At 41.1% G+C, this 20,498-nt stretch carries 17 protein-coding genes; 2 read left to right on the forward strand and 15 right to left on the reverse strand.

Annotated elements, in window-relative coordinates; translation table 11 throughout:
- Together IJT21_03450 and IJT21_03455 are read left to right on the forward strand one after the other, a co-directional pair.
- Positions 1-712: translational GTPase TypA (locus IJT21_03450; GenBank protein MBQ7577307.1), on the forward strand; the 712-nt coding region annotated here is incomplete at its 5' end.
- Between the two features lie 3 nt (positions 713-715).
- Positions 716-1,648, forward strand: coding sequence for a WG repeat-containing protein (locus IJT21_03455; protein MBQ7577308.1), 933 nt, complete (start codon positions 716-718; stop codon positions 1,646-1,648).
- A gap of 3 nt (positions 1,649-1,651) precedes the next feature.
- On the opposite strand, the gene IJT21_03460 is transcribed toward IJT21_03455, so the two are convergent.
- From IJT21_03460 to IJT21_03530, 15 genes are all read right to left on the reverse strand, one after another.
- Entirely contained in the window at positions 1,652-3,349 is a 1,698-nt protein-coding gene (locus IJT21_03460) for an ATP-binding protein (protein MBQ7577309.1), read from the reverse strand.
- A 309-nt stretch (positions 3,350-3,658) separates the two neighbouring features.
- Positions 3,659-5,239, reverse strand: coding sequence for a hypothetical protein (locus IJT21_03465; GenBank protein ID MBQ7577310.1), 1,581 nt, complete (start codon positions 5,237-5,239; stop codon positions 3,659-3,661).
- 181 nt (positions 5,240-5,420) lie between these two features.
- Positions 5,421-6,560 carry an SEL1-like repeat protein gene (locus IJT21_03470; protein ID MBQ7577311.1) on the reverse strand — a complete coding sequence of 380 codons (1,140 nt, stop codon included), beginning with the start codon at positions 6,558-6,560 and terminating at the stop codon, positions 5,421-5,423.
- A 3-nt stretch (positions 6,561-6,563) separates the two neighbouring features.
- The gene (locus tag IJT21_03475) at positions 6,564-7,415 is read right to left on the reverse strand and encodes a hypothetical protein (protein MBQ7577312.1); all 852 of its coding nucleotides are present in this window, start codon (positions 7,413-7,415) and stop codon (positions 6,564-6,566) included.
- A gap of 48 nt (positions 7,416-7,463) precedes the next feature.
- Entirely contained in the window at positions 7,464-10,046 is a 2,583-nt protein-coding gene (mutS, locus tag IJT21_03480) for a DNA mismatch repair protein MutS (GenBank protein MBQ7577313.1), read from the reverse strand.
- A 492-nt stretch (positions 10,047-10,538) separates the two neighbouring features.
- Positions 10,539-12,548 (reverse strand): carboxylesterase family protein, encoded by a 2,010-nt coding sequence (locus tag IJT21_03485; GenBank protein ID MBQ7577314.1) that lies wholly within the window; start codon positions 12,546-12,548, stop codon positions 10,539-10,541.
- A gap of 15 nt (positions 12,549-12,563) precedes the next feature.
- On the reverse strand, positions 12,564-13,550 hold the full coding sequence (locus IJT21_03490; protein MBQ7577315.1) for an amidohydrolase family protein: 987 nt from the start codon (positions 13,548-13,550) through the stop codon (positions 12,564-12,566).
- Positions 13,490-14,272, reverse strand: a complete 783-nt coding sequence (locus tag IJT21_03495) for an amidohydrolase family protein (protein ID MBQ7577316.1) — start codon at positions 14,270-14,272, stop codon at positions 13,490-13,492. The genes IJT21_03490 and IJT21_03495 overlap by 61 nt, the downstream gene beginning before the upstream one ends.
- A gap of 87 nt (positions 14,273-14,359) precedes the next feature.
- Positions 14,360-15,859, reverse strand: a complete 1,500-nt coding sequence (locus IJT21_03500) for an amidohydrolase family protein (protein ID MBQ7577317.1) — start codon at positions 15,857-15,859, stop codon at positions 14,360-14,362.
- Positions 15,807-15,992, reverse strand: a complete 186-nt coding sequence (locus IJT21_03505; GenBank protein ID MBQ7577318.1) for a hypothetical protein — start codon at positions 15,990-15,992, stop codon at positions 15,807-15,809. Before IJT21_03505 ends, IJT21_03500 begins: the two co-directional genes overlap by 53 nt.
- Before the next feature lie 134 nt (positions 15,993-16,126).
- Positions 16,127-16,834: a tRNA 2-thiocytidine biosynthesis protein TtcA gene (locus IJT21_03510; GenBank protein MBQ7577319.1), complete on the reverse strand. Its 708-nt coding sequence runs from the start codon at positions 16,832-16,834 to the stop codon at positions 16,127-16,129.
- 7 nt (positions 16,835-16,841) lie between these two features.
- A complete protein-coding gene (locus IJT21_03515) occupies positions 16,842-17,675 on the reverse strand; it encodes a hypothetical protein (GenBank protein MBQ7577320.1) in 834 nt (277 codons plus the stop codon).
- Positions 17,676-17,747: 72 nt separating this feature from the next.
- On the reverse strand, positions 17,748-19,019 hold the full coding sequence (locus IJT21_03520; GenBank protein MBQ7577321.1) for a Glu/Leu/Phe/Val dehydrogenase: 1,272 nt from the start codon (positions 19,017-19,019) through the stop codon (positions 17,748-17,750).
- Positions 19,020-19,055: 36 nt separating this feature from the next.
- Positions 19,056-19,616, reverse strand: a complete 561-nt coding sequence (locus IJT21_03525; protein ID MBQ7577322.1) for an aminoacyl-tRNA hydrolase — start codon at positions 19,614-19,616, stop codon at positions 19,056-19,058.
- A 6-nt stretch (positions 19,617-19,622) separates the two neighbouring features.
- Positions 19,623-20,294, reverse strand: coding sequence for a 50S ribosomal protein L25 (locus IJT21_03530; GenBank protein ID MBQ7577323.1), 672 nt, complete (start codon positions 20,292-20,294; stop codon positions 19,623-19,625).
- Between the last annotated feature and the right edge of the window lie 204 nt (positions 20,295-20,498).

The raw sequence follows: 20,498 nt of genomic DNA on the forward strand, positions 1-20,498 counted from the left end.
AGAAATGCGCCGTGAAGGTATGGAATTTTGCATCTCTAAACCTGAAGTCATAATCGAATACAAAAACGGAGTCAAATGCGAGCCCTACGAGCTTGTAACAATTGACGTTCCGGAAGAATATCAAGGCATAGTCTTTGAGAAAATGTCAAAGCGCAAGGGAAAAATTTTAAATATTGACAATCCTGACAGAGGGTTATTACGCATTGAAATAGAGATTCCGACACGAGGCTTAATCGGTTATAGAGGCGAATTTTTGACGGACACACGCGGACTAGGCATTATGTCAAACTGTTTCAGCGGTTATAAAGAATGGGCCGGAGATTTAATCACGCGCAACAGAGGCTCACTCGTAAGTGTCGACACAGGCGAAGCTACAGCATATCAGCTCGAAAATTTACAGGATAGAGGCGTATTATTTATTTCACCGCTTGAACCTGTTTATAATGGCATGATAATCGGCGAGAACTCAAGACCGGGCGATATTCCCTGCAACCCGACCAAGAAAAAGCAGCAGACGAATCACCGTTCAGCAACGAAGGAATTAACGACAAAATTAGATGTCCCGCGCAGAATGTCATTAGAGAAAGCTATGGAATGGATCGAAGTAGATGAACTCGTCGAAGTTACTCCGCAGTCTATAAGATTACGCAAGGCAATACTTGACGAACTCGAAAGGCGCAAAGCACAAAGGCGCACACCTCAAGAGGGTTAAATCATGAGAAAAATTTTTTTGTGCGTGATAATTTTGTCTGCGCTGATTATTCCTGCATTCGGGGCGTTGACGAATCCTGTAACAGTTGTAATTGATTATGCCTACCAGGAAGCAAGAGACTTTCACGAGGGACTCGCGGCCGTCAAACAAAATGACAGATGGGGCTACATTGACAATCTCGGACGAGTCGCAATCCCGATTGTTTATCGTACACCTGAAGCGGGCGATTTCTCAGAAGGATTCGCATTTGTAGGAGATCACTATATTGACATTCACGGGAACGCAGCATTTTCACGCACTGATCCTGACACGGGAATAACTGAAGAAAGATTCTTTGCGAACGGTCTGCCATTTTCGCAGGGACTCGCGGCTGTGCAGTCGGGCGGTGAATGGGGATTTATTGATTTGTCGGGAAATTATGCGATTGCGCCGAGATTTGAACGTGCAGACTCATACAGTCGAGGACTCGCAGCTGTCAGAAGAAACGGTCATTGGGGTTATATTGATTTAAGAGGTCGGCTCGTGATTCCATATAGATTTATTAAAGCAGGACGATTCAGCATTGAAGAAGGACTCGCAAGTGTCAATCTCAACAGCAGACGGGGATTTATAAATCTTTCGGGCGATATTGTAATCAGGAATCAATATTTTGAAGCGGGTGATTTTTCTTTCGGGCTTGCACCTGTGAGAACGCGCACAACTTATCGGGGATGGGGCTTTATCAGTCCGAGAAATAGATTTGCGATTCCAAGACGCTACAACAACGCAAAAAATTTCAGTGAAGGACTCGCACCTGCAGCAGCCGACGCAAGATGGGGTTACATAAATGCTCGCGGAGATTGGGAAATTGCGCCTCAATTCGATGACGCACGCCCATTCAGTGAAGGACTCGCAGCCGTCAAGCAAAACGGAAAATGGGGTTACATAAGGCAGTAAAATTTATTCGCGCCCGAACTGCCTTGTTAAATCCTGATTCGTAATTTCTATCATAACCGGCCGGCCATGAGGACAGACAAAAGGCTGATTGCACTCGTTTAAATTCTTCCAGAGAGTCAAGGCTTCATCACGTGAAATTTTTGCGGTTAATTTGATTGATGCCTTACATGCCATTGTCGCCCATGTCCGCCACAAAATATTTTTCGAGTCCCCGTCTTTATTATTCTTCAACGCACCCAACGAGGCACGCAATAAAGTTTCAGGCTCTGACTCATAGTCCGGCAAAACAGGAATCGCGCGAAGTTCTAAGCCTTTGACAGTGTCAGCAAGTTCAAAGCCGTTATTTTGCAATTCTTTAGAGTATTCGTTTGCTTCAAGTGCTAGAGTCGGATGCAGTAAGACCGGAATTAATAATTTCTGCACATTTTTTGACTCGTCAGCTAAATTTTTTATTCGCTCATAATTGATTCTTTCGTGTGCTGCGTGAGGGTCGACGATAATAATTTTTTCTCGGTTGTCGTAAATTAAGTAGCCTCCTGAAGTCTGACCGAGATAAATAATTTCAGGTTCGTTTATGTCTTGAATCTGCGAGAAATCATCAAGAAAAATTTGCGTCTCCTGAGTCGATTCCGGAATTTTGCGCGGGCGTTCTTGTACAAAATTTCTTGAAGGCGTGCGGGGCTGAGTCGGCGAAAAATTATAATTTCGAGTTGCTGCCGGTTTTAATTCTACAAAATTTGACTCTGTTATCGGGCTTCCTAAATGCTTTACTGCGATTTTGAGAGCTTGATAAATTTCTGACGGGTATCTGAATCTGACTTCAGATTTTGCCGGATGAATGTTTACATCAATTAATGAAGGCTCAAGCGTGAAGAATAACGCCCAATTTCCCATTAAATCACGTGCATTTGAATTAACAGCAGACTTTATAACAGGATCGCTCACTGTACGGCCATTCACGAATGAAATAATGTCAGTGCGTCCCGGCCGTGCTTGATACCAGCATTCTAAATTTGTATTACCTGCTGATACGTTTATATTCTGAATTTCTGCGCCGTCTCCCCAGATTTTAGCGAGGACTCTTTTTTTGTCGCCGGCTCCATCGGTCGTGAAAATTTCTTTGTTGTCATGTTCGAGCGCAAAAGCTATAGCAGGATTACACACGGCATATTCACGCAGAAAGACAGCAGCCCGCCGGAGTTCACCTGATGCACTCTTAAGAAATTTACGCCTTGCAGGAAGTCCGGAGAATAGATTTTCAACCTGAACGCGAGTCCCTTGCGGACAATTAATTTTTACGTGTTCTATAATTTTTGCGTCATGGGTACGAATGAGTCCGCCTGAGTCAGAGTCTTTGTATTTGCTTCTGATTTCAACGTCTGCACACGCTGAAAGACTTGCAAGAGCTTCACCCCGATAACCTAAAGTGTTAATTGCTTCTAAATCAGCGAGAGAATTAATTTTGCTTGTTGCGTGATACATCAGGGCGAGCGGCAGATCATTAAATTCTATGCCTTTGCCGTTGTCTTCTACTATGATTCGCAACCTTCCGCCGTCAAATAATTTCACGCGTATTTGAGTCGCTCCTGCGTCAAGTGCATTCTCGACGAGTTCTTTTACTGCCGAGGCCGGGCGCTCGACGACTTCACCGGCTGCGATTCTGAGCCAAATACTTTCTGGCAACGCTTTAATTTCGGACATGTAGACTCCTTCATGAAAATTTTATTTGCTTATATTATATGCCATTTGTAGAAGTTAATATTATGGGGGTATTCCACGCACAGAATTGATCCCGGCCCACCCGCCCACCCGTTTAAAGTGATTCCGCGCGAGGAGAAATTATTTATCCGCGAACATGATTATATCCGGACTCAAATTTTTGTAGACTTTGAAGTGTTCGCCTTCTAAGCCCGGCACAAGTTCAACATTTGCGAGCTGCTTTGTGCCGAAATTTGTAGTGCTCTCGACTAAAATATAATTTACGCCGTTAATGTGATAATCGCCCGTTATTCAGTCAGCTTTGATAGTTATTCCTGCGACGCTGATATTATTTGAACCCTCAAGACTCGTATCTCGGACAAAATAAAAATTTTTCCTGCCCTCAATATAAGTATCCATATAACGCCCGAATCTGTCATAACGTTTTATAGGCTCATCCTGCGTAATATAAATAGTTCTAGCGTCTTTATGCTCTGCTAAGAAATTATTTATCCTGACTACTTGATTTACTGTCCCTGAGTCCACGTGATAAGCATAATTTATAACAGTTCCGGCAGCAAAATTTAACGCAATACACATAACAAGCATAACACCGGCAAAAAATTTCTTGGCCTGAGTCGCTCCTTTTCGCGTGTAAATATAATAAAATATTGCAGCAAACGTTATTATTAACAGGCTCGAAATAATTGCAGCAGGATATATTACTTGATATTTACCAGCTGGAGGCAGAAATATTCCCGTAAATTTTTCTATTGCCATGTACCAGAGTAATAAATATTGTTCGGCCGTTGACGTGTTAATAATACCTCTGAACATGAAGCACGCGTAAAATACTGCAACAAATAAAATTTCTCCCGCAAATCTTTTATCAGGTTTCATTACCTGCATTGAACTCAAGAATAACGCAATAAATACTATAAATAACGCTCCGTAATATCTAAAATGTACTTCCGGAGTGATTTCGCCCAAATAACTACTTCTAATAGCTACAGTATATGCTATAGTCGTTATAGTCCCAAGAGCGAGTAAAATAATATACACACAAAGTTTTTGCGCTGACTCGTTCATTTTACGAAAATTTATAACCGGCCATATCACAGGCAGCACAAGAGAAGCAACTAATACCGCAGAAATATAATAAAATATCGCGTAAAATAAATATGCAATGTTATACACTGATAGAACTGCACTTATTCCCGTTTGATTATATGAATTTCCGAGCCCCTTAAAAATTGTCAGCTTTGACACTATAAAGCAACCCCCGAACGCCGCAATAAATGTCATGAGCAAATAAAAATTTTTTCTCTCGTAAAATTTCTTGCTAATAACCGGATAAATTATTTCATATGCAATATATGCGAGAATAAATGTAAGCGCAACTTCTTTCGTGAGATACGCAAAATAACATAATACACCTTCAAAAATTGCGAGCTTGTACGATTTCACACGCTCATTTACCAGCCATAAATATATAAATAATAAATATAACGGCCAGTATAGAACTTCTGACATATAAGTCATCGCGTACATCATGTCCGGCCATACAGCAGTTATTATAACGAGAAAGAAAAGCGATTTACGGCCAAGTTTTAACTCTCTGCCGATTAAGCCTGCAAATATAACAGAAAGACTCATTACAACTATATTTGCTACACCGATTATTTTGAGCCTTAACACTACATCACTAACAGCAAAAAACGGCGCAAGAATCAAAGAATATCCGATCTTCTGAAAAGTTGTAGGAATACCACGCATTTCTAAGCCATGACCGTTAAATATATTTCGCGCAATGTCATAATATCTTAGTTCATCGTTGTAAATTCTTATTGCCCGGCTGAAGTCAAATACTGTGAAGTGTAAATCGCTATACACGCAAGAAAAGCCGCCGAAATCTCCCAGAAATAATTACGCCGATTCATTACAACCGACTCCCTTCCGGGATAACAATAAATTGTGTTATGAGAATAAAATTAGCGAACTGCGAACAAATATACGCACACATTTGCAATTTTGTCAACCTCCTATTTAAGTATTTACGTGATTATAGCATAAATTAATCCTGCTTTAACTGGGTATACTTCGCAAATATCCAGCCGTAAATATTTTTCTTTCTGTCGTAAATGCTCAATATCCAGCGTTCATTTTTCGGGCTTACCCATTCTCCGCAATAATCAGTGATAAAACCTTTGTTCATGCTCGATAAAATTCTTGATGAGGTGCTAGGCTCTGACCTGAATCTCACTCCATCGCCGGTTATCATAATTTTTTTAGCGTATGGATTAATCGTAAATCGGCCTCGTTCAAATATGTAGCCGGGAATTTTTTTATTTTTCACTGCTTGACGTATAGTATTTATGTTAACTTTATCGCTTGAAACTTTTTCGGGACTAGAATCAGCAGAGACAGCAATTTTTACAGCATTTACAGGAGGCGCAAGGGGTTCATCAATCGTTATTTCTGTGCGGGGCTTAGTGCTTGGCGGCAAAGAATCGGGCAAAGACGAAAATATTTCTTGAGGCTGTGAGTCTTCATGTGATCGCATAAAGAAAAATAATCCTCCCGAAATCAACGCAATAAATAAACCTGCTGCAATAAATTTAGCTCGTCTTGATTTTCTCGTCTTAGCGCGTATTTTCTTGTGTTGCTCACTGATTCGGTGTTCTTCTTCTGCAACTCTTAACAGGCCGTCAACGCTTTCAATAAAAATATCATTCGAGTCATCATCGTCTGCAAAGTCGTCTTCATAATCTATCAAATTTTCGAGATCATCAACTTTTATAAACCGTCCTAAAATTTTTACAGCGTCTTGATTGCCCTGTAGTGCTGATAACTTGAAAAATTTTTGTGCCTCGTTGTTGTCTTGATTGACACCTTTTCCCGCAAGATAGAGCAGACCTAAATAATATTGAGCTTTCGACTCGCCCTGTTCTGCTGCACGTGAATAACATTGAGCGGCCTTCTTGTAATCCTGCTTGACCCCTCGCCCGTTCTGAAATAACAGCCCTAAATATAATTGCGCCTTTGCGTGTCCCTGATTCGCTGCGAGTGCGTACCATTTTGCGGCCTGTGAGTAATCGCGCTCTAAAATTTTCCCGTCGTTGAACATTACTCCCAGACGATATTGCGATTTTGCGTCCCCTTTTTGAGCTGACATTAACAAGTTTTGAATTAATTTCACGTCATTTTCCTGCATGAATTAACCCCTTTTAAGCCTATTTACGCGAATATATTTATTTAATACTTCTTTCATGTCCGGGCCTGCTGATAATAAAGCCTTCTGGAAAAATTCTTCAGTCTCAAGCAAAACGGGAGCTGACACTAACTCATTTGCATTACGCGCATTATACTTTACCATTAATTTACCGATTAGGGCATTAGGGCTGTCGGGCTTGCGAATCAGTGCGTGATTAAAATATTCGTCGGCCTTCTTAAATTCTCCGTGACTCAAAGCTGCGAGTCCCTCTGTTAACATTTTTTTGAGCGATAAAGCCTCATAATTTATGCCTGAAAATTTTTGAGGAGTAACAATTTTAGGAGATTCACTCGGTTTAACGGGTCTTCTTGTCCGGCGAAATCTTGCAAGTATTACAGAATAATTAAATTTTTTCCCCGACGCTGCATAAGCACATACACACGCAGCAAAATAAATTATCCCCCATAAAACCGGCATAAATGCAGATAAAATCATACCCGCCATAAAACCTAAATCAGAGCCGAACTCATGTCCTACACGAGATATTACAAATTTTAAGTACAATGCACATATAACGCACTCAATAGCACTTACAGCAAGAAAAATATAACCTCCCTTTTTCAGTGCTGACCTGATACCGCCTATTAACGCTATTACAGGAATGCTCACGAGAAAAATAATCCCTAGAGTCATAGAAAAATTTTCCGTCAATGGCATAATACCGCTGAAGACCATATTTATAATGTCAATCAGTCCCATATTGCCGAGCAGAGGAATATTTATAAACGTCTGAAATAAATTTAACGCAATCCCTAACAAAGCAAGCCCAGCCGCTATAAAATTCAAATATGCCATTGTAAATCACTCCTTTACGTCAATAATATCAAGTCAGCCCGCAAAAATCTACGTGTGAATCTCACGGCTTTTACTGCTTAATTTGTGCAATAGCTTTAATGCTTCAATAGGCGTTATATTATTCGTGTCAAGTGTTGCAAGTTCTTCAATAATTGCGTCGCTCTCAGGGGAAAATAACATTATTTGACGCTTTAAGGCCATTTGCGGCAAAGGAGCTGGAATCTTTTCGGGCGATACTTCGAGTCCCTCGCGCTCAAAAATTTCGAGTAAATCAAATGCACGTCTCAGCACAATATCAGGCAGACCGGCGAGTCTTGCAACCTCAATCCCATACGAACGAGACGCAGGACCAGCAATAATTTCGTGCAAAAATAAAATCCCTTCTGCGCCCTCTTTGACTGACATGCTGTAATTTTTCACGCCTTCAAGCCTCGACTCTAAACATGTAAGCTCGTGATAATGAGTCGCAAATAAAACTCTCGCGCGTGAAGCCCCCTGCAAATATTCAAGAACTGCCCAAGCGATGCTCATACCGTCCCATGTTGCTGTACCGCGCCCGACCTCGTCGAGAATTATCAAGCTCCTGTCAGTAACGTTATTCAAGATATTAGCTGTCTCTAACATTTCTATCATGAACGTTGAATTTCCGCGAACTAAATCATCACGCGCACCAATCCGCGTAAAGACTCTATCAACAAGGCCAAATCTCGCACTCTCCGCAGGAATCCATAATCCAGCCTGCGCCATAATTGCTAATAAAGCTGTCATTCTGAGCCAAGTAGATTTTCCCGCCATGTTAGGCCCGGTAAGAATTATTACTCTTGACTCACTATTTAATTTTACGTCATTAGGAACAAAGCCCGAAGCTCGCAACTCATATTCTAAAACGGGATGACGGCCAGATTTAATTTCTATAACGTCAGAATTATCAACAACGGGACAAATATAATTTCTTTCACGCGCAAGACCGGCAAACGACGCAGCACAATCAAGAAGACCAAGCAGACGGCCTGTAAGCTGTAATTTTTCGCTGAATGATATTATGTGATTAATAATTTCGTTGTAAAGCTCTGACTCGATTCGTGAAATTTCCGACTCGCTGGCGTTCATGCGTGACTCAAAATTTTTCAGCTCCGGCGTTACATAACGTTTTGCATTTACAAGTGTCTGAGTCTGCTTGAAATATTCGGGCTGAATCGTGAGTCCTGCCTTACCTGCCTCAAGATAATAACCGAATGCATTTGTGTAGCCTGCTTTAAGTTTGGGGGTTGCAGTTGCTTGACGTTCTTTGTCGAGATATTCATTTAACCATTGTTCGCCCATTGACGAAATTTCGCGCCATTTGTCGAGCTCTGCACTAAATCCCGATTTTATTACATCCTTTGCGCCCAAGACTCTGGGTAAATCTTCCTCTAGTGACTCATTCAAATAATTTTGCAGCTCACTTAAATCCGGTATGTTATTCTGCAAACTTTTCAACGGTTCGGCAAGCTCAATAGATTTTATTTCCGGAATTATCCGCAATGTATCACGAATCGCGGCCAAGTCCAAAGGGTTAGAATTTCCAAGCGCAAGACGAGATAAAGAACGTTCAATATCGCGAGTCCCTGCTAACATGTCAAGCAAGCGAGAAGCCTCAAACGGTGAGTCAACTAAAATTTTTATTGAGTCCTGCCTATTCTTGATTGCGTTGATGTCCATTAACGGCCGTAACAGCCAAGCCCGCAAATTTCTTCGTCCCATAGGAGTACGGCATTTGTCAAGGCTCGCTAATAACGACACACCGCCGGACGCGCAGACTTCCGGTATGAGCTCTAAATTTCTTTGTGCGCTGGAGTCAAGGCTCATTCTATCGCGAATCAACAACGGCGAAATTTTTAGAACGCGATTAAGTGTGCTGAATTGAGTTGACGATAAATAATCGAGTGCAGCCCATGCAGGCCCGACGCATAAATCAGACTCATTTATCCCGAAACCTTCAAGTCTTGAAGCGCCTAAAACATTTTTGAGTCGTCCTGAAGCAGTCTCTATCTTGAAATTTTCATATGAGACCGGCAATAAATTATAATCGCGCAAAAATTCAGGAGGATTCTTAATGTTCGATGGATAAAGAATTTCACCAGGTGCAAATGCGGAAATAACTGCTGCTGCGTCGCGTTCATTGAGTGTGCCGGCTTCGAGTCTTCCTGTATCGACGGCGAGTAAGGCGAGGGCGATTTTATTTTTTGCGGGATAAATTGCAGCTAAGTGGCCCGACTCAGTGCTTGACTCTTCGGGGACATAAGTTCCGGGCGTTACGACTCGAATAATTTTGCGTTCGACGATTGCGCCTGCTTTAGGTTCTCCGATCTGCTCACAAATTGCGGCTCTGTAACCTGCTTTGATTAATTTTCCCAAGTAAGAATTTAACGCGTGATGAGGTATTCCGGCCATAGGAATTTTTTTCGCTTGATCCCGTGCGGTTAAGGCGATGTCGAGTGTTGCGGCTGCCTTGCGTGCGTCATCAAAAAATAGCTCGTAGAAATCTCCCATACGAAATAACAATAAAGCGTCAGGATATTCCTTCTTGAAAGATTTATACTGCTCCAGCCAAGGAGTTATTTTCACGTCAGGCGGTATTATGTCAGTCATTAAAAATTTTCCAGCTTTCAGAGTCTAATTTCATCATAAATTAATTTTACAGCATAACACAAAGTCAAAGGCGAAAATCTTTATCAGCTGCTCTCGTTGCGCGAAAATGAAAAATTTTTACAGCTATTCAAGTTTATTAGCTATAAATTTATACTGACGCATAAAATGAGTAGTTCCCACCCACCCGCCCGACAACGTGTACTCTCCGCACATGCAGAAATTTTTTGCAGATATTAAAGTGTATTTGTTATAATATTCGCAGGGAAAATTTTTCACACAATATTTTACGAAATACGAGAAATTTTACAACTACATTTGCAACTACAAAAAAATTATTTTTTCACAGTTATAGTAATCCTTCACACAAAAAATTTAAAACTTTGGGAGATAAAAAATTTTGCAAGTATTCAAGTGCAATGACCGTAAAAATATTATGACATAAATATATGCAGACATCTTCTCACTCAAGAAAACATCTGCACACTTTATTTATTACTTCAAGGCAAAGTCCAAGAAACTTTTTATTCCTGTTAACCTGCCTTCTATCTTACCGCAACGAATTTTTTTATCCGATACAATAAGTGCCTGCGGAAAAGTTTTCCAATTAAAGGCGTTGACTCCTTTTATCTCATTTGGATAGAGTCGTAAAGGATCCCCGTTTATAAATTTTTGCAATAAACTCTGAAGTGTCTCTGATAAATTAGCGTTTATTACACTGCCGTACATCTGCGACGCTTCACTATTTCCGAGCAATGTTGCTATTACATCAATTGTGCCTGAACCTAAATTTTTTATTAACGGCTTCTCATCCCAGTACATGAGATATACTTTATTCCCGCTCTCTGATAATTTTGCTGCACTCCGGTAAATGCTAAGAGAGATTATCTGCTCAACAAGTTTTGATTTAGCTTCAAGTTCATTTGTTAATGCCGTCTGAGTCGCGAGATACTCTTTTACTGCATTATCAACAGAGTCGTCTATATAATTTTTCATATCATCAATAGCAGCTGACACTAAATCATTATAGTTTTTATCGCCTAAAATTGAGTGAAATACCCGCGTTTCATTGCTTGGAATGCCGATAATAAATTCAATGCCTGACGCTGCCCCGTCGTGATAGGCATTAAACACGTCAACAGGAACTAATTTCCCATCACACGTAGGAGCGCACATGTTCCGCCAAAGTTTTTGAGCCGCATTCTTCAAGTCTTCAGTCTTCAGCTGTAAAAGCTCCGCCATTGTTGTTGTATGAGTTTCCGTTAATAAATCTCTTGCCAGTGCTCTAGGGCCGTCCAATTTATCGTATACTGCTGTAAGATTTCCATTAAGCACAATAGCTCTTGTGAACAAATTTTTTGCCTGCTCACTTGCTGCGAGCATACAAATAGATGTTGCTCCTGCCTCAAAGCCGATTACAGTAATTTTTTCCGGGTCGCCTCCGAAAGCAGATATATTTTCCTTAATCCACTTTAAAGCCGCGATTTGATCCAGCAGTCCGAGATTTAATGTATCAGGATAATTTTCACCGCCGGGAACCTCCGAGAAATCAATAAATCCGAAAATACCAAGCCGATAATTAAAGCTGACAAATATAATATCAGGGTGATTCTCTAAAAATTTTTCGCCGTCTAATAATGGATCGACTGAACCTCCGTGAGTAAAACTCCCATGATGAAATAATACAAGGACAGATTTTTTTTGTGCTGACGACTTTTTTTGTGCTGACGACTTTTTTTGTGCTGACGACTTTTTTCGCGCGACACCAATATTTAACGTTAGGCAGTCCTCGCTTTGTCTGTGATGTTTCACGATAGAGCCTTTCTGCTCAATTTGTACGGCTGAAGCACCGAAATTTTTTGCTTCAAAGACGGCACTTGATGAGGGTAACTGTTCGGGAGCTTTCCACCTTAATTCACCGATGGGCGGCTTTGCGTAGGGGATCCCTAAATATGAAATTATTGATTTATGCTTTTCTCCGACATAAACGCCAGTTCTTGTCTTCACTGCATAATCTTTATCATATTTGCCGGATATGGGTTTATTCTGCTGGTTTGCTTCCTCGATGTCAGAATTTTTCAGGTTGAATACATAACCTTTGCTCCCGTCCCCGTAAACTTTGCGGATCTTGCGAATACGATACCACCGAATCAGCATACTAATAATAAAGCCGATTACAGGAAATACAATTATATACACGTATTCTTCGAGCAAATGTTCAATCATCGATACGCCCATTAAGTAAACAGAAATATATTGAGCCAGCAGGAAAATTAGAATGAACGCAGAAAAAATTATTACCCTGTAATGAGTCTTTCTCTGCACAAATTCACTGAAGACTATTTTTTCTACAATCCATTCAAGCGCAACACCAACAAACAAGCAAATTACTCCGCTCAACCACTCCGGGCAGCCTAAATTTTTAGGAATCTCAAAGCTCAATCCATAACCCAAAGCAGCAACGAAAGCAATCATACAATCATCAATCGTAAATAATTTTTTCATTTGGACACCTAAATATTAAGCCCGCTTAAAAACTGTTTTTCCCTTAAAGACTGTCTCAAGCACTCTAATATCTTGAATATTTTCTGCCGGCGTGTTCTCAATGTCGCTGTCCAAAACTGCAAACTCTGCGGACTTTCCTACTTCAATTGAACCGGTTATATTCTCCAAATGTGCCTGATATGCTGCATTGATAGTGTGAGCCTTTAGAGCTTCCTTAAGACTTACGCACTCACTGGGCATTGCAGCAGGAATATTTTTATACAGCTCATAAGTTGAATCTAACTTGACTCGTTTTCTTGTCATAGCTGCTTGAATACCGGAAAGACCATAAACGGGACTCACAAAAAAGTCTGACCCATAAGCACAGATTACGCCGTTATCTATTAATGATTTGCTCGGATATTCATGTCTGACAACATCTTCACCCCAGTAAGCGACCATAACAGTTTCACTTGTAGGCGTATCACTGAACCAGCCGGGCTGATTGCTTGCGATTATATGACTCCTGCCCATGCGTATTTTGTCTTCAGGTGCTATAAACGTGCAATGAGCGATAATATTTCTGATTCGGGGATTCGGGTATAAATTTTGCGCGTTCTCGTAACAGTCAATTACTCTGCGAATCGCATAATTTCCCATAGCATGTGTATGAATGTTGAAGCCTTCTTTGTTAGCTAGTGCCATAGATTCTTTCATGTGCTGTTCATCCCATAATAACGGCTCTCTTGTACCTGCTTTATCGCCGGCGGTCTCGATATAAGGCTCAATCATGGAAAATGTACCGTCAGCAAAATATTTTACAGTATCAACAGTGAAGAGATCATCAACATTAAATTTATTGCGGTTGGCGACTGCTTGTTTTATGTCTTCGTCTCTTGTTGAGTCATTGACGTTATGAACGCCCGACACTCTAGCTGTAAATTCGCCGTTCTTGGCCATTTTCACGAGTTCTGCATAAGGCGACTCGGCCTGCTGACAATCACATAAAAGCGTGTATCCCATTTCATTAAACATATTAAAATATTAAAGGCTTTCTTCATGCAGTCATGATGTTCATTAGTCGTGAAATCATAATCAGGAATACTATTTATAATGGGCATATAAGCGACAGGCTCCTTAATATAACCGCTTGGACTCCCGTCTGACTCTTTCACAATTAGGCCGTTAAGGTCGTCAGAGTCCTTCGTAATGCCGGCTGCTTCAAGTGCCTTAGTGTTGAGTAAAACTCTATGTCCGCAAAATGACATTAACACAGCAGGTTTATCGGGTACAATCGCGTCTATATCATGTCTTGTGAAGGGTCTAATAATGCCCTGCAAACCGCCGGAAAACCACGATCTATCCCAGCCGAGACCCCTAATGACAGGAGTATTTTTCTGCTCGTCGGCGTAAACTCTTAATTTTTCCTGAATCTGCTTTAACACGCTTTCTGGAGTGTCAGTCTTTGGATTCGGTACAATGTCGCCGAAACTGCATGTTCCGAATTTTTTTGCGGCATGTGCCAAATGCATGTGTGCGTCACCAAGACCGGGAATTATGCTTTTACCGTTGCAATCAATTATTTCTGTGTTATCGCCTATATATGATTTAAGGCCTGATTCATTGCCGACATATATAAATTTTCCGTCTTTGACAGCGAGTGCTTCGGCGTGAGTTTCTGTTCCGTCAAATGCAATAGAATAAATTTTTGCGTTCCTGTAGACTTTATCTGCAATTTGTGCCACTTGTTTATCTCCCCTTCTAGAAATTATTTGCTCATTCATAAAGCAAGAAAAAAACAGCCCTAATGTTGCTGGACTGTTCAAAAATTTTTATGCTTTATAGACTTCTTCGCCGTCTACGATGGTAGCGATTATTTTTGCCTGTGCGACTTTTTCTATATCGTCATGAAGGAAATCGCAATCAAACACTGTCATATTTGCGAGCTTGCCAAATTCAATTGATCCCATGCGGTGTTCTTGATGTAACTGATAGGCAACATTTATTGTCATTGCGCGCAGAGATTGTTCACGCGTTATAGCTTCCTTGATATTTCGCGGTTTGTCTGCGCCGTTTAATATTTCTTTCGGATAATGGCGTTTTTCGGCCAAGTAAATGCTGTATGGAATGCTTATAATCGGTGAAACTGGATAATCAGAATGAAAGACTACATTTGCGCCGGCATCATAAAATGATTTAATCGGGTAAGATTGATCCGATAATTCTTTACCGACATAATTAACTTCACTCTCATAATTGCCGGGTACTTGAGGTGTCCAAAGCGGAGGGACTGCCGGTATTGAACGAGTCGCGGCCATGCGGTTAATATCTTCATCCGTAACAAAATGAAGGTGTGCTAAGACATTACGTTGATCCATGTCGCCTGTAATTTTTTCTGCGTCCTCGATACAGCCTAACATAAAATGAGTTGCTCCGCCGCCCTCAGAGTGAACGTGCACGGACATTCCTTCTTTGTCTGCTTCAGTAATCAGCTCGACCATTTTATCATGATCGTTAAAGCGTTCTAAACCATGATAGCCGGGCTGGTCAAGATAATCTTGATTCTGCCATCCTGTATGAGCTTCTGTTACTCCGTCCAAAAAGGCTTTGGCACCTACAATATAAAAATATTCACCGCTTAAAGTGGCGCGCTGTTCTGCAATACGGGCGATTTCTGCTTTCGGGCTTGCAATATTGTCTAACACGTACATATATGCATAAGTTCGCAGCTTTAATTTTTTCTCTTGTTCTAGCTCGTAATAGGCTTTAGGCGTAACACTGTGTATAACTTCTGCACCTGCGTCGGCAACAGCAGTAAAACCGCATTTTAACGCGAAATCCTGCCATGCAAGCAAATAGGCTTTAGCGTCATCTATAGTAGTAGGTAACTGCGGCACGAGTTCAAAGACGGGGGCTTCACAGATATAACCGTCCGGTTCGCCGTTAGAGTCAACGTGTACTTGATCATAACCGTAATTTTTCGCATATTCTGAGTCAATGCCGGCGACTTCCAATGCTTTTGTGTTGAGTAACATAGAATGACCGCCCGATGAATGCATAATTAACGGTTTGTCAGAGCAGATTTCGTCAAGATAGGCCTTGCTGACGTATTCGTTATTTTCCATCCAGCCAGCTGCCACATAGTAATCGCGTTGAGGATTCTTTGCGATAAATTCTTTGATGATTTCACGATATTTTGCATAGTCAGTCAATCCGGCCTGCTTCAAGTTAGCTTGTCCAATAAAGCGAAGGCCCGCTAAATGTCCGTGAGTGTGTGATTCAAGAAAACCGGGGTATAAAATTTTCGCCGTAGTCCAACACTTGAGCGTCAGAACCTGCTAATTTTTTCGCCTCGTCAGCGTTGCCGATATAAGCGAACACACCATTTTTTATTAATGCAGCTTTAGCAAAGGGTCTCTTGTTGTCCATTGTGATGAAATTGCCGAAAATAATTGTTGATTTCATAAAATAATTCTCCTCTGATAATTTATTTACATTCTCACAAAAAAAGCTGAAATTTTCAAGACTTCTAAAATCTATAACAGCAAAGTCAAAGGCGAAAACCTTTCCCGTTGGTCGCAGCATAAAACACGTATATATTACCAGCTGTCATTATCAGACAAATTTTCTAGTGCATGAATAACTTTTCCGTATAAATCAGAGATTCTATTTCGTAAATCTGCAATAAATTCGCGCGTTCTCTGCCTCTGCGTATGACCTGCAAACGGACAAGCACTCGCAATAATGGGAAGTTCGAGCCTTTGTGCCTCATCAATAATTGCTGACTCACTCGATAAAATCAACGGCCTTATAACATGAATATTTGTGCGGGACATGTGAGCAACCGGTTTAAAACTTTTTGCGCGCCCCGTGTGAAATAGATTCAAGAAAAAAGTTTCTACAGCGTCATCTAAACTATGACCGAGAGCTAATTTATTGAAATTATTATCAGCTGCCCACGTGCTTAATATTCCGCGTCTCATGTTCGCACAGAATGAACACGGCGATTTTTCCTGACGTGCATTAATTATTTCGATTATGGGCTGATTGATTATTTCGTACCTGATATTTTTTTCCGCGCAATAATCCCGCAAAATGTCTGTATTCATTCCTGTTAATTTCACGGTTAATGCTGCGAGATTGAATTTTACCGGGCTTCGTTTTGCAAATTCATTCAGGGCGTGCAACAAAATTAAACTGTCCTTGCCTCCTGAGAGACCGACTAAAACATTATCGCCGTCGTTAATCATGTGCCAGTTTGCTAGTGCTTGGCCGATTTTGCGTCTAAGTGAGTTACATAATGTCATATTATTATCAATACCATTTATTTAACGGGTTAAATATTTTAGCAATCTCAGCTAAAGAGTCATCATCTTTTATCAAGAGTTCGGCTTTGTCCTGATACCGCTTCCATTCGAGTTTTAATGCTTCATTGCCGTATCTATCTATCATCATGTTATTTAACGGCAGAATAACTTTTATTATACTATGCATAAGAAGTACATCATTCTCAAATATTCTGAACGGCTTAAATCGAAATCTTTTACTGTATTCATCAATTATTATATTCGTTTCCATGTGATTAGTCTCGTGATTCTCAAAGCATAACGGCCTATATAAATTATCGTATAAATCTTTAATTCCGGCTATCGTAAAAATATCTTCAATCGACATTCGTTTATTCTCGCAATAACTATACCAATTAGACCATTTATTATTACGCAAAATATCTGCATAGTTTTTATAACAATTTTTCGCCGACATTGCCTTATAGAAAGTTTCATCATCACGAGCAGTCCTCTTTATATCCAGCATTTGCCATATTGTTGCACGCTTTTGAATTTCGTCATTATCGCACAGGACATAACAAAGCTGGGCAGTTAATTCAAGTAATGAGCGCAAAATTAATAATCCGGAATTAATTAAGCTATTCTCTGTCATAATTTCTAAAGTGTCTAAGAGTTCAAGAAATCTGTAATAAGCTGAATAAATTGTAAGCTCGTAATCTTCTATCGGTTCGGGGAAACAGTCATCAAGTAATTTATTCCCAAACTTGAAGAAATCAGCATAAAATTTTTTGTATTCACGTATCATTTCTTTGTCTTCTGACGTTAAATCATAAATAAAATTATTATTTGAATCCTTCATAATTTCATCAGCAACCTTTCATTCATAAAGTATCCCCCACCCATTAACGAGCAGGGGAAAATCACGCAAATTCTATAAAAATATTCCGCGCATTTCAAGAACGTCTGCGACTCTTTGAATAGCCGCCATAGTTGCCGCACGCCTCATCTTCAAGTGCTTTGACTCCGCGTAATCCCATACAAGCCTGAAATTACCTTTCATTATGTTCATGAGCTTGTTATTATATTCTTCTTCCGGCCAAAACTCGCCTTGCAAATTCTGCGCCCACTCAAAATATGAGCCTATAACACCACCGGAATTAGCAAGAAAATCAGGAACAATTATAACGCCCTTATCATCAAGAATTTTATCGCCGTCTGGGGTGATAGGGCCGTTTGCGCCTTCGACGATATATTTTGCTTTAACGCTGCCTGCTGTATCGCGATTTAATACTCCGTCGCGCGCACATGGGAACAAGAACTCAGCATCAGCAAAGAGAACATCATCAATTTTTTCACAGCCTCCGATTTTCTCAAAACCTTCAAGCAATTTCTTAGGGTGAGCATGAATCGCCGCAAATGCCTTTCTTATGTCTATTCCGTCAGCAGAATAATACGAGCCTGTTACATCACTGATTGCTACGATTTTGACTCCTGCCTCATTAAGAGTCTTGGCTGTGTAGCTCCCGACATTGCCGAAACCCTGTACTGCTGCTGTAACGTCATCGGGGTTCTTGTTTAACACTTTCATGAACTCAAGCCCGCAAGTTGCCACGCCTCGGCCGGTTGCTTCTGTTCGTCCATAACTGCCCCAATATTTTATTGGCTTGCCGGTTAATAAGCTCGGTTCAAGTTTTCCGCGCATTTTGCTTATTGTGTCCATTATCCAGACCATTTCTTGACCGCTTGTGTTCATGTCAGGCGCGGGGACATCGCTCCAACTTCCGACAATGGGTTCAATTCTTGCAGCATAGGTGCGTGATAATTTTTCTTTTTCTTTCTTGGACATGTTGAGGGGATCGCAGCAAATTCCGCCTTTACCGCCTCCATAAGGAATACCGGCGAGCGCACATTTCCACGTCATTAACATAGCAAGGGCTTCGCATTCGTCCATGTCTACTTCAGTATCAAATCTTATTCCGCCTTTTGACGGGCCTATCGCTGTAGAGTGCTGAACTCTGTAACCGTCAAAGACATTCACGGAGCCGTCGTCCATTTCAACAGGTATAGTAACGTGAACCCTGCGCTCAGAATGACTCAAGATAGATACTAATTTCTCATCAAGTCCCATTTCATCAGCTGCGCCGTAAAACTCCTGCAAAGCTGTGTCAAGTAATACATTTGAAGATTTTCGCCGTGCCTGCATAAAAATACGCCTCCTTATAATAATAAACCCTCCGGATTAAAGATTTTCCGAAGGGTCAGCATTTACGATTGTCATAGCTTTCTGAATGTCTTTATCGAGCCACGCATTTATTGCGATTTTTGCCCGATCTAATATTGCCGGTAAATTTTCGCGTTCTTCCGGTGTCAGATGTCCGAGAACGTAATTAATCATGTCTCCCGGAGCTTTGCCGATTCCTATTCGCAGTCTAGGCACATGCAAATCACCCAGCGCACCTATAATCGACGCTAGCCCGTTATGACCTCCCGCACTGCCCTGCGCACGTAAACGCAATTTTCCGTAGGGGAGCGCCATATCATCGTAAATTATCAGCACGTCTTCAAGCTCGATCTTGTAGAAATTTACAGCCTCACTCACTGCAAGTCCGCTAGCGTTCATGAAAGTTAAAGGCTTGAGCAGAACAATATCACGCCACCGCCAGCACTCAGCATTAAACTTGTGTGAAGGCCGGCCGAGATTATTATTTGACGCGATAAAGTCAATGCACTGCCAGCCCATATTATGACGGGTGAAGGCGTATTCAATTCCCGGATTTCCAAGACCAGCAATAAGACGCATAATAAATTATTTCTTCTCCTCTGATTCTTCGTCTTCTTTGGCTGCTTTACCTTTTGCGACGACTTCAACATCAGCTGCGGCGGGTGCTTCTTCTTCGGGGGCTGCGTCCTCTACACCGCGTGAGGTTACTACGATTGCAATAACTTCTTCAGGGTCTGCGAGGGCTTCAACGTTTTCGGGCAATTTAAGATCTTTAACGTGAATTGCGTCGCCGATATTGAGTCCTGACACATCAACTGTTATTACATCAGGAATGCTCATCGGAAGGGTTTCGACTTCAAGTTCGCGCGTAACTTCCAAGACTCCGCCGTCCTTAATGCCCTGTGAGTCATCGCGTCCGACAACTTCAACGGGAATATTGACAGTAATTTTGCGGCCTCTGACCAAGTGCAGGAAATCAATATGAAGCGGCATATCTGTTATCGGGTGTCTCTGAGCCTCACGGATAATGCAAAGTTCTTCGCGTCCATCGGGTAATTTCACATTTAAACGGGTTGACTCCCATCTGCCTGCTAAGATTCTTTCAATCTCGCGCATATTGACTTTACCCTTGATATTTTCCTTAATTTCGGGGCCGTAAATAATGCAGGGGACAAAACCTGATTTTCTGATTCGCCCGTTTTCGCCTTTGCCGGTTTTCTCACGGGACTCCATCACTAGTGTTACTATGTCTGCCATGATAAAAAATTTTCTCCTTCATATTATAAATACTTCACGCATAATTATATCGTAACAACAGGAAATCGCGAACAAAAATTTATTAATCTTCCGGCTTCCAGTCGTTAAAGCGTTGAATCTCTTCCCACGTTGAAGTAAAGAATCGTTTTTCAGAGTCTAACGCGCGAATTTTATTCATATCAGACTCAGAGAGCGTAAAATTAT

It is taken from the genome of Synergistaceae bacterium, assembly GCA_017443945.1.
Taxonomy (GTDB): Bacteria; Synergistota; Synergistia; order Synergistales; family Aminobacteriaceae; genus JAFUXM01.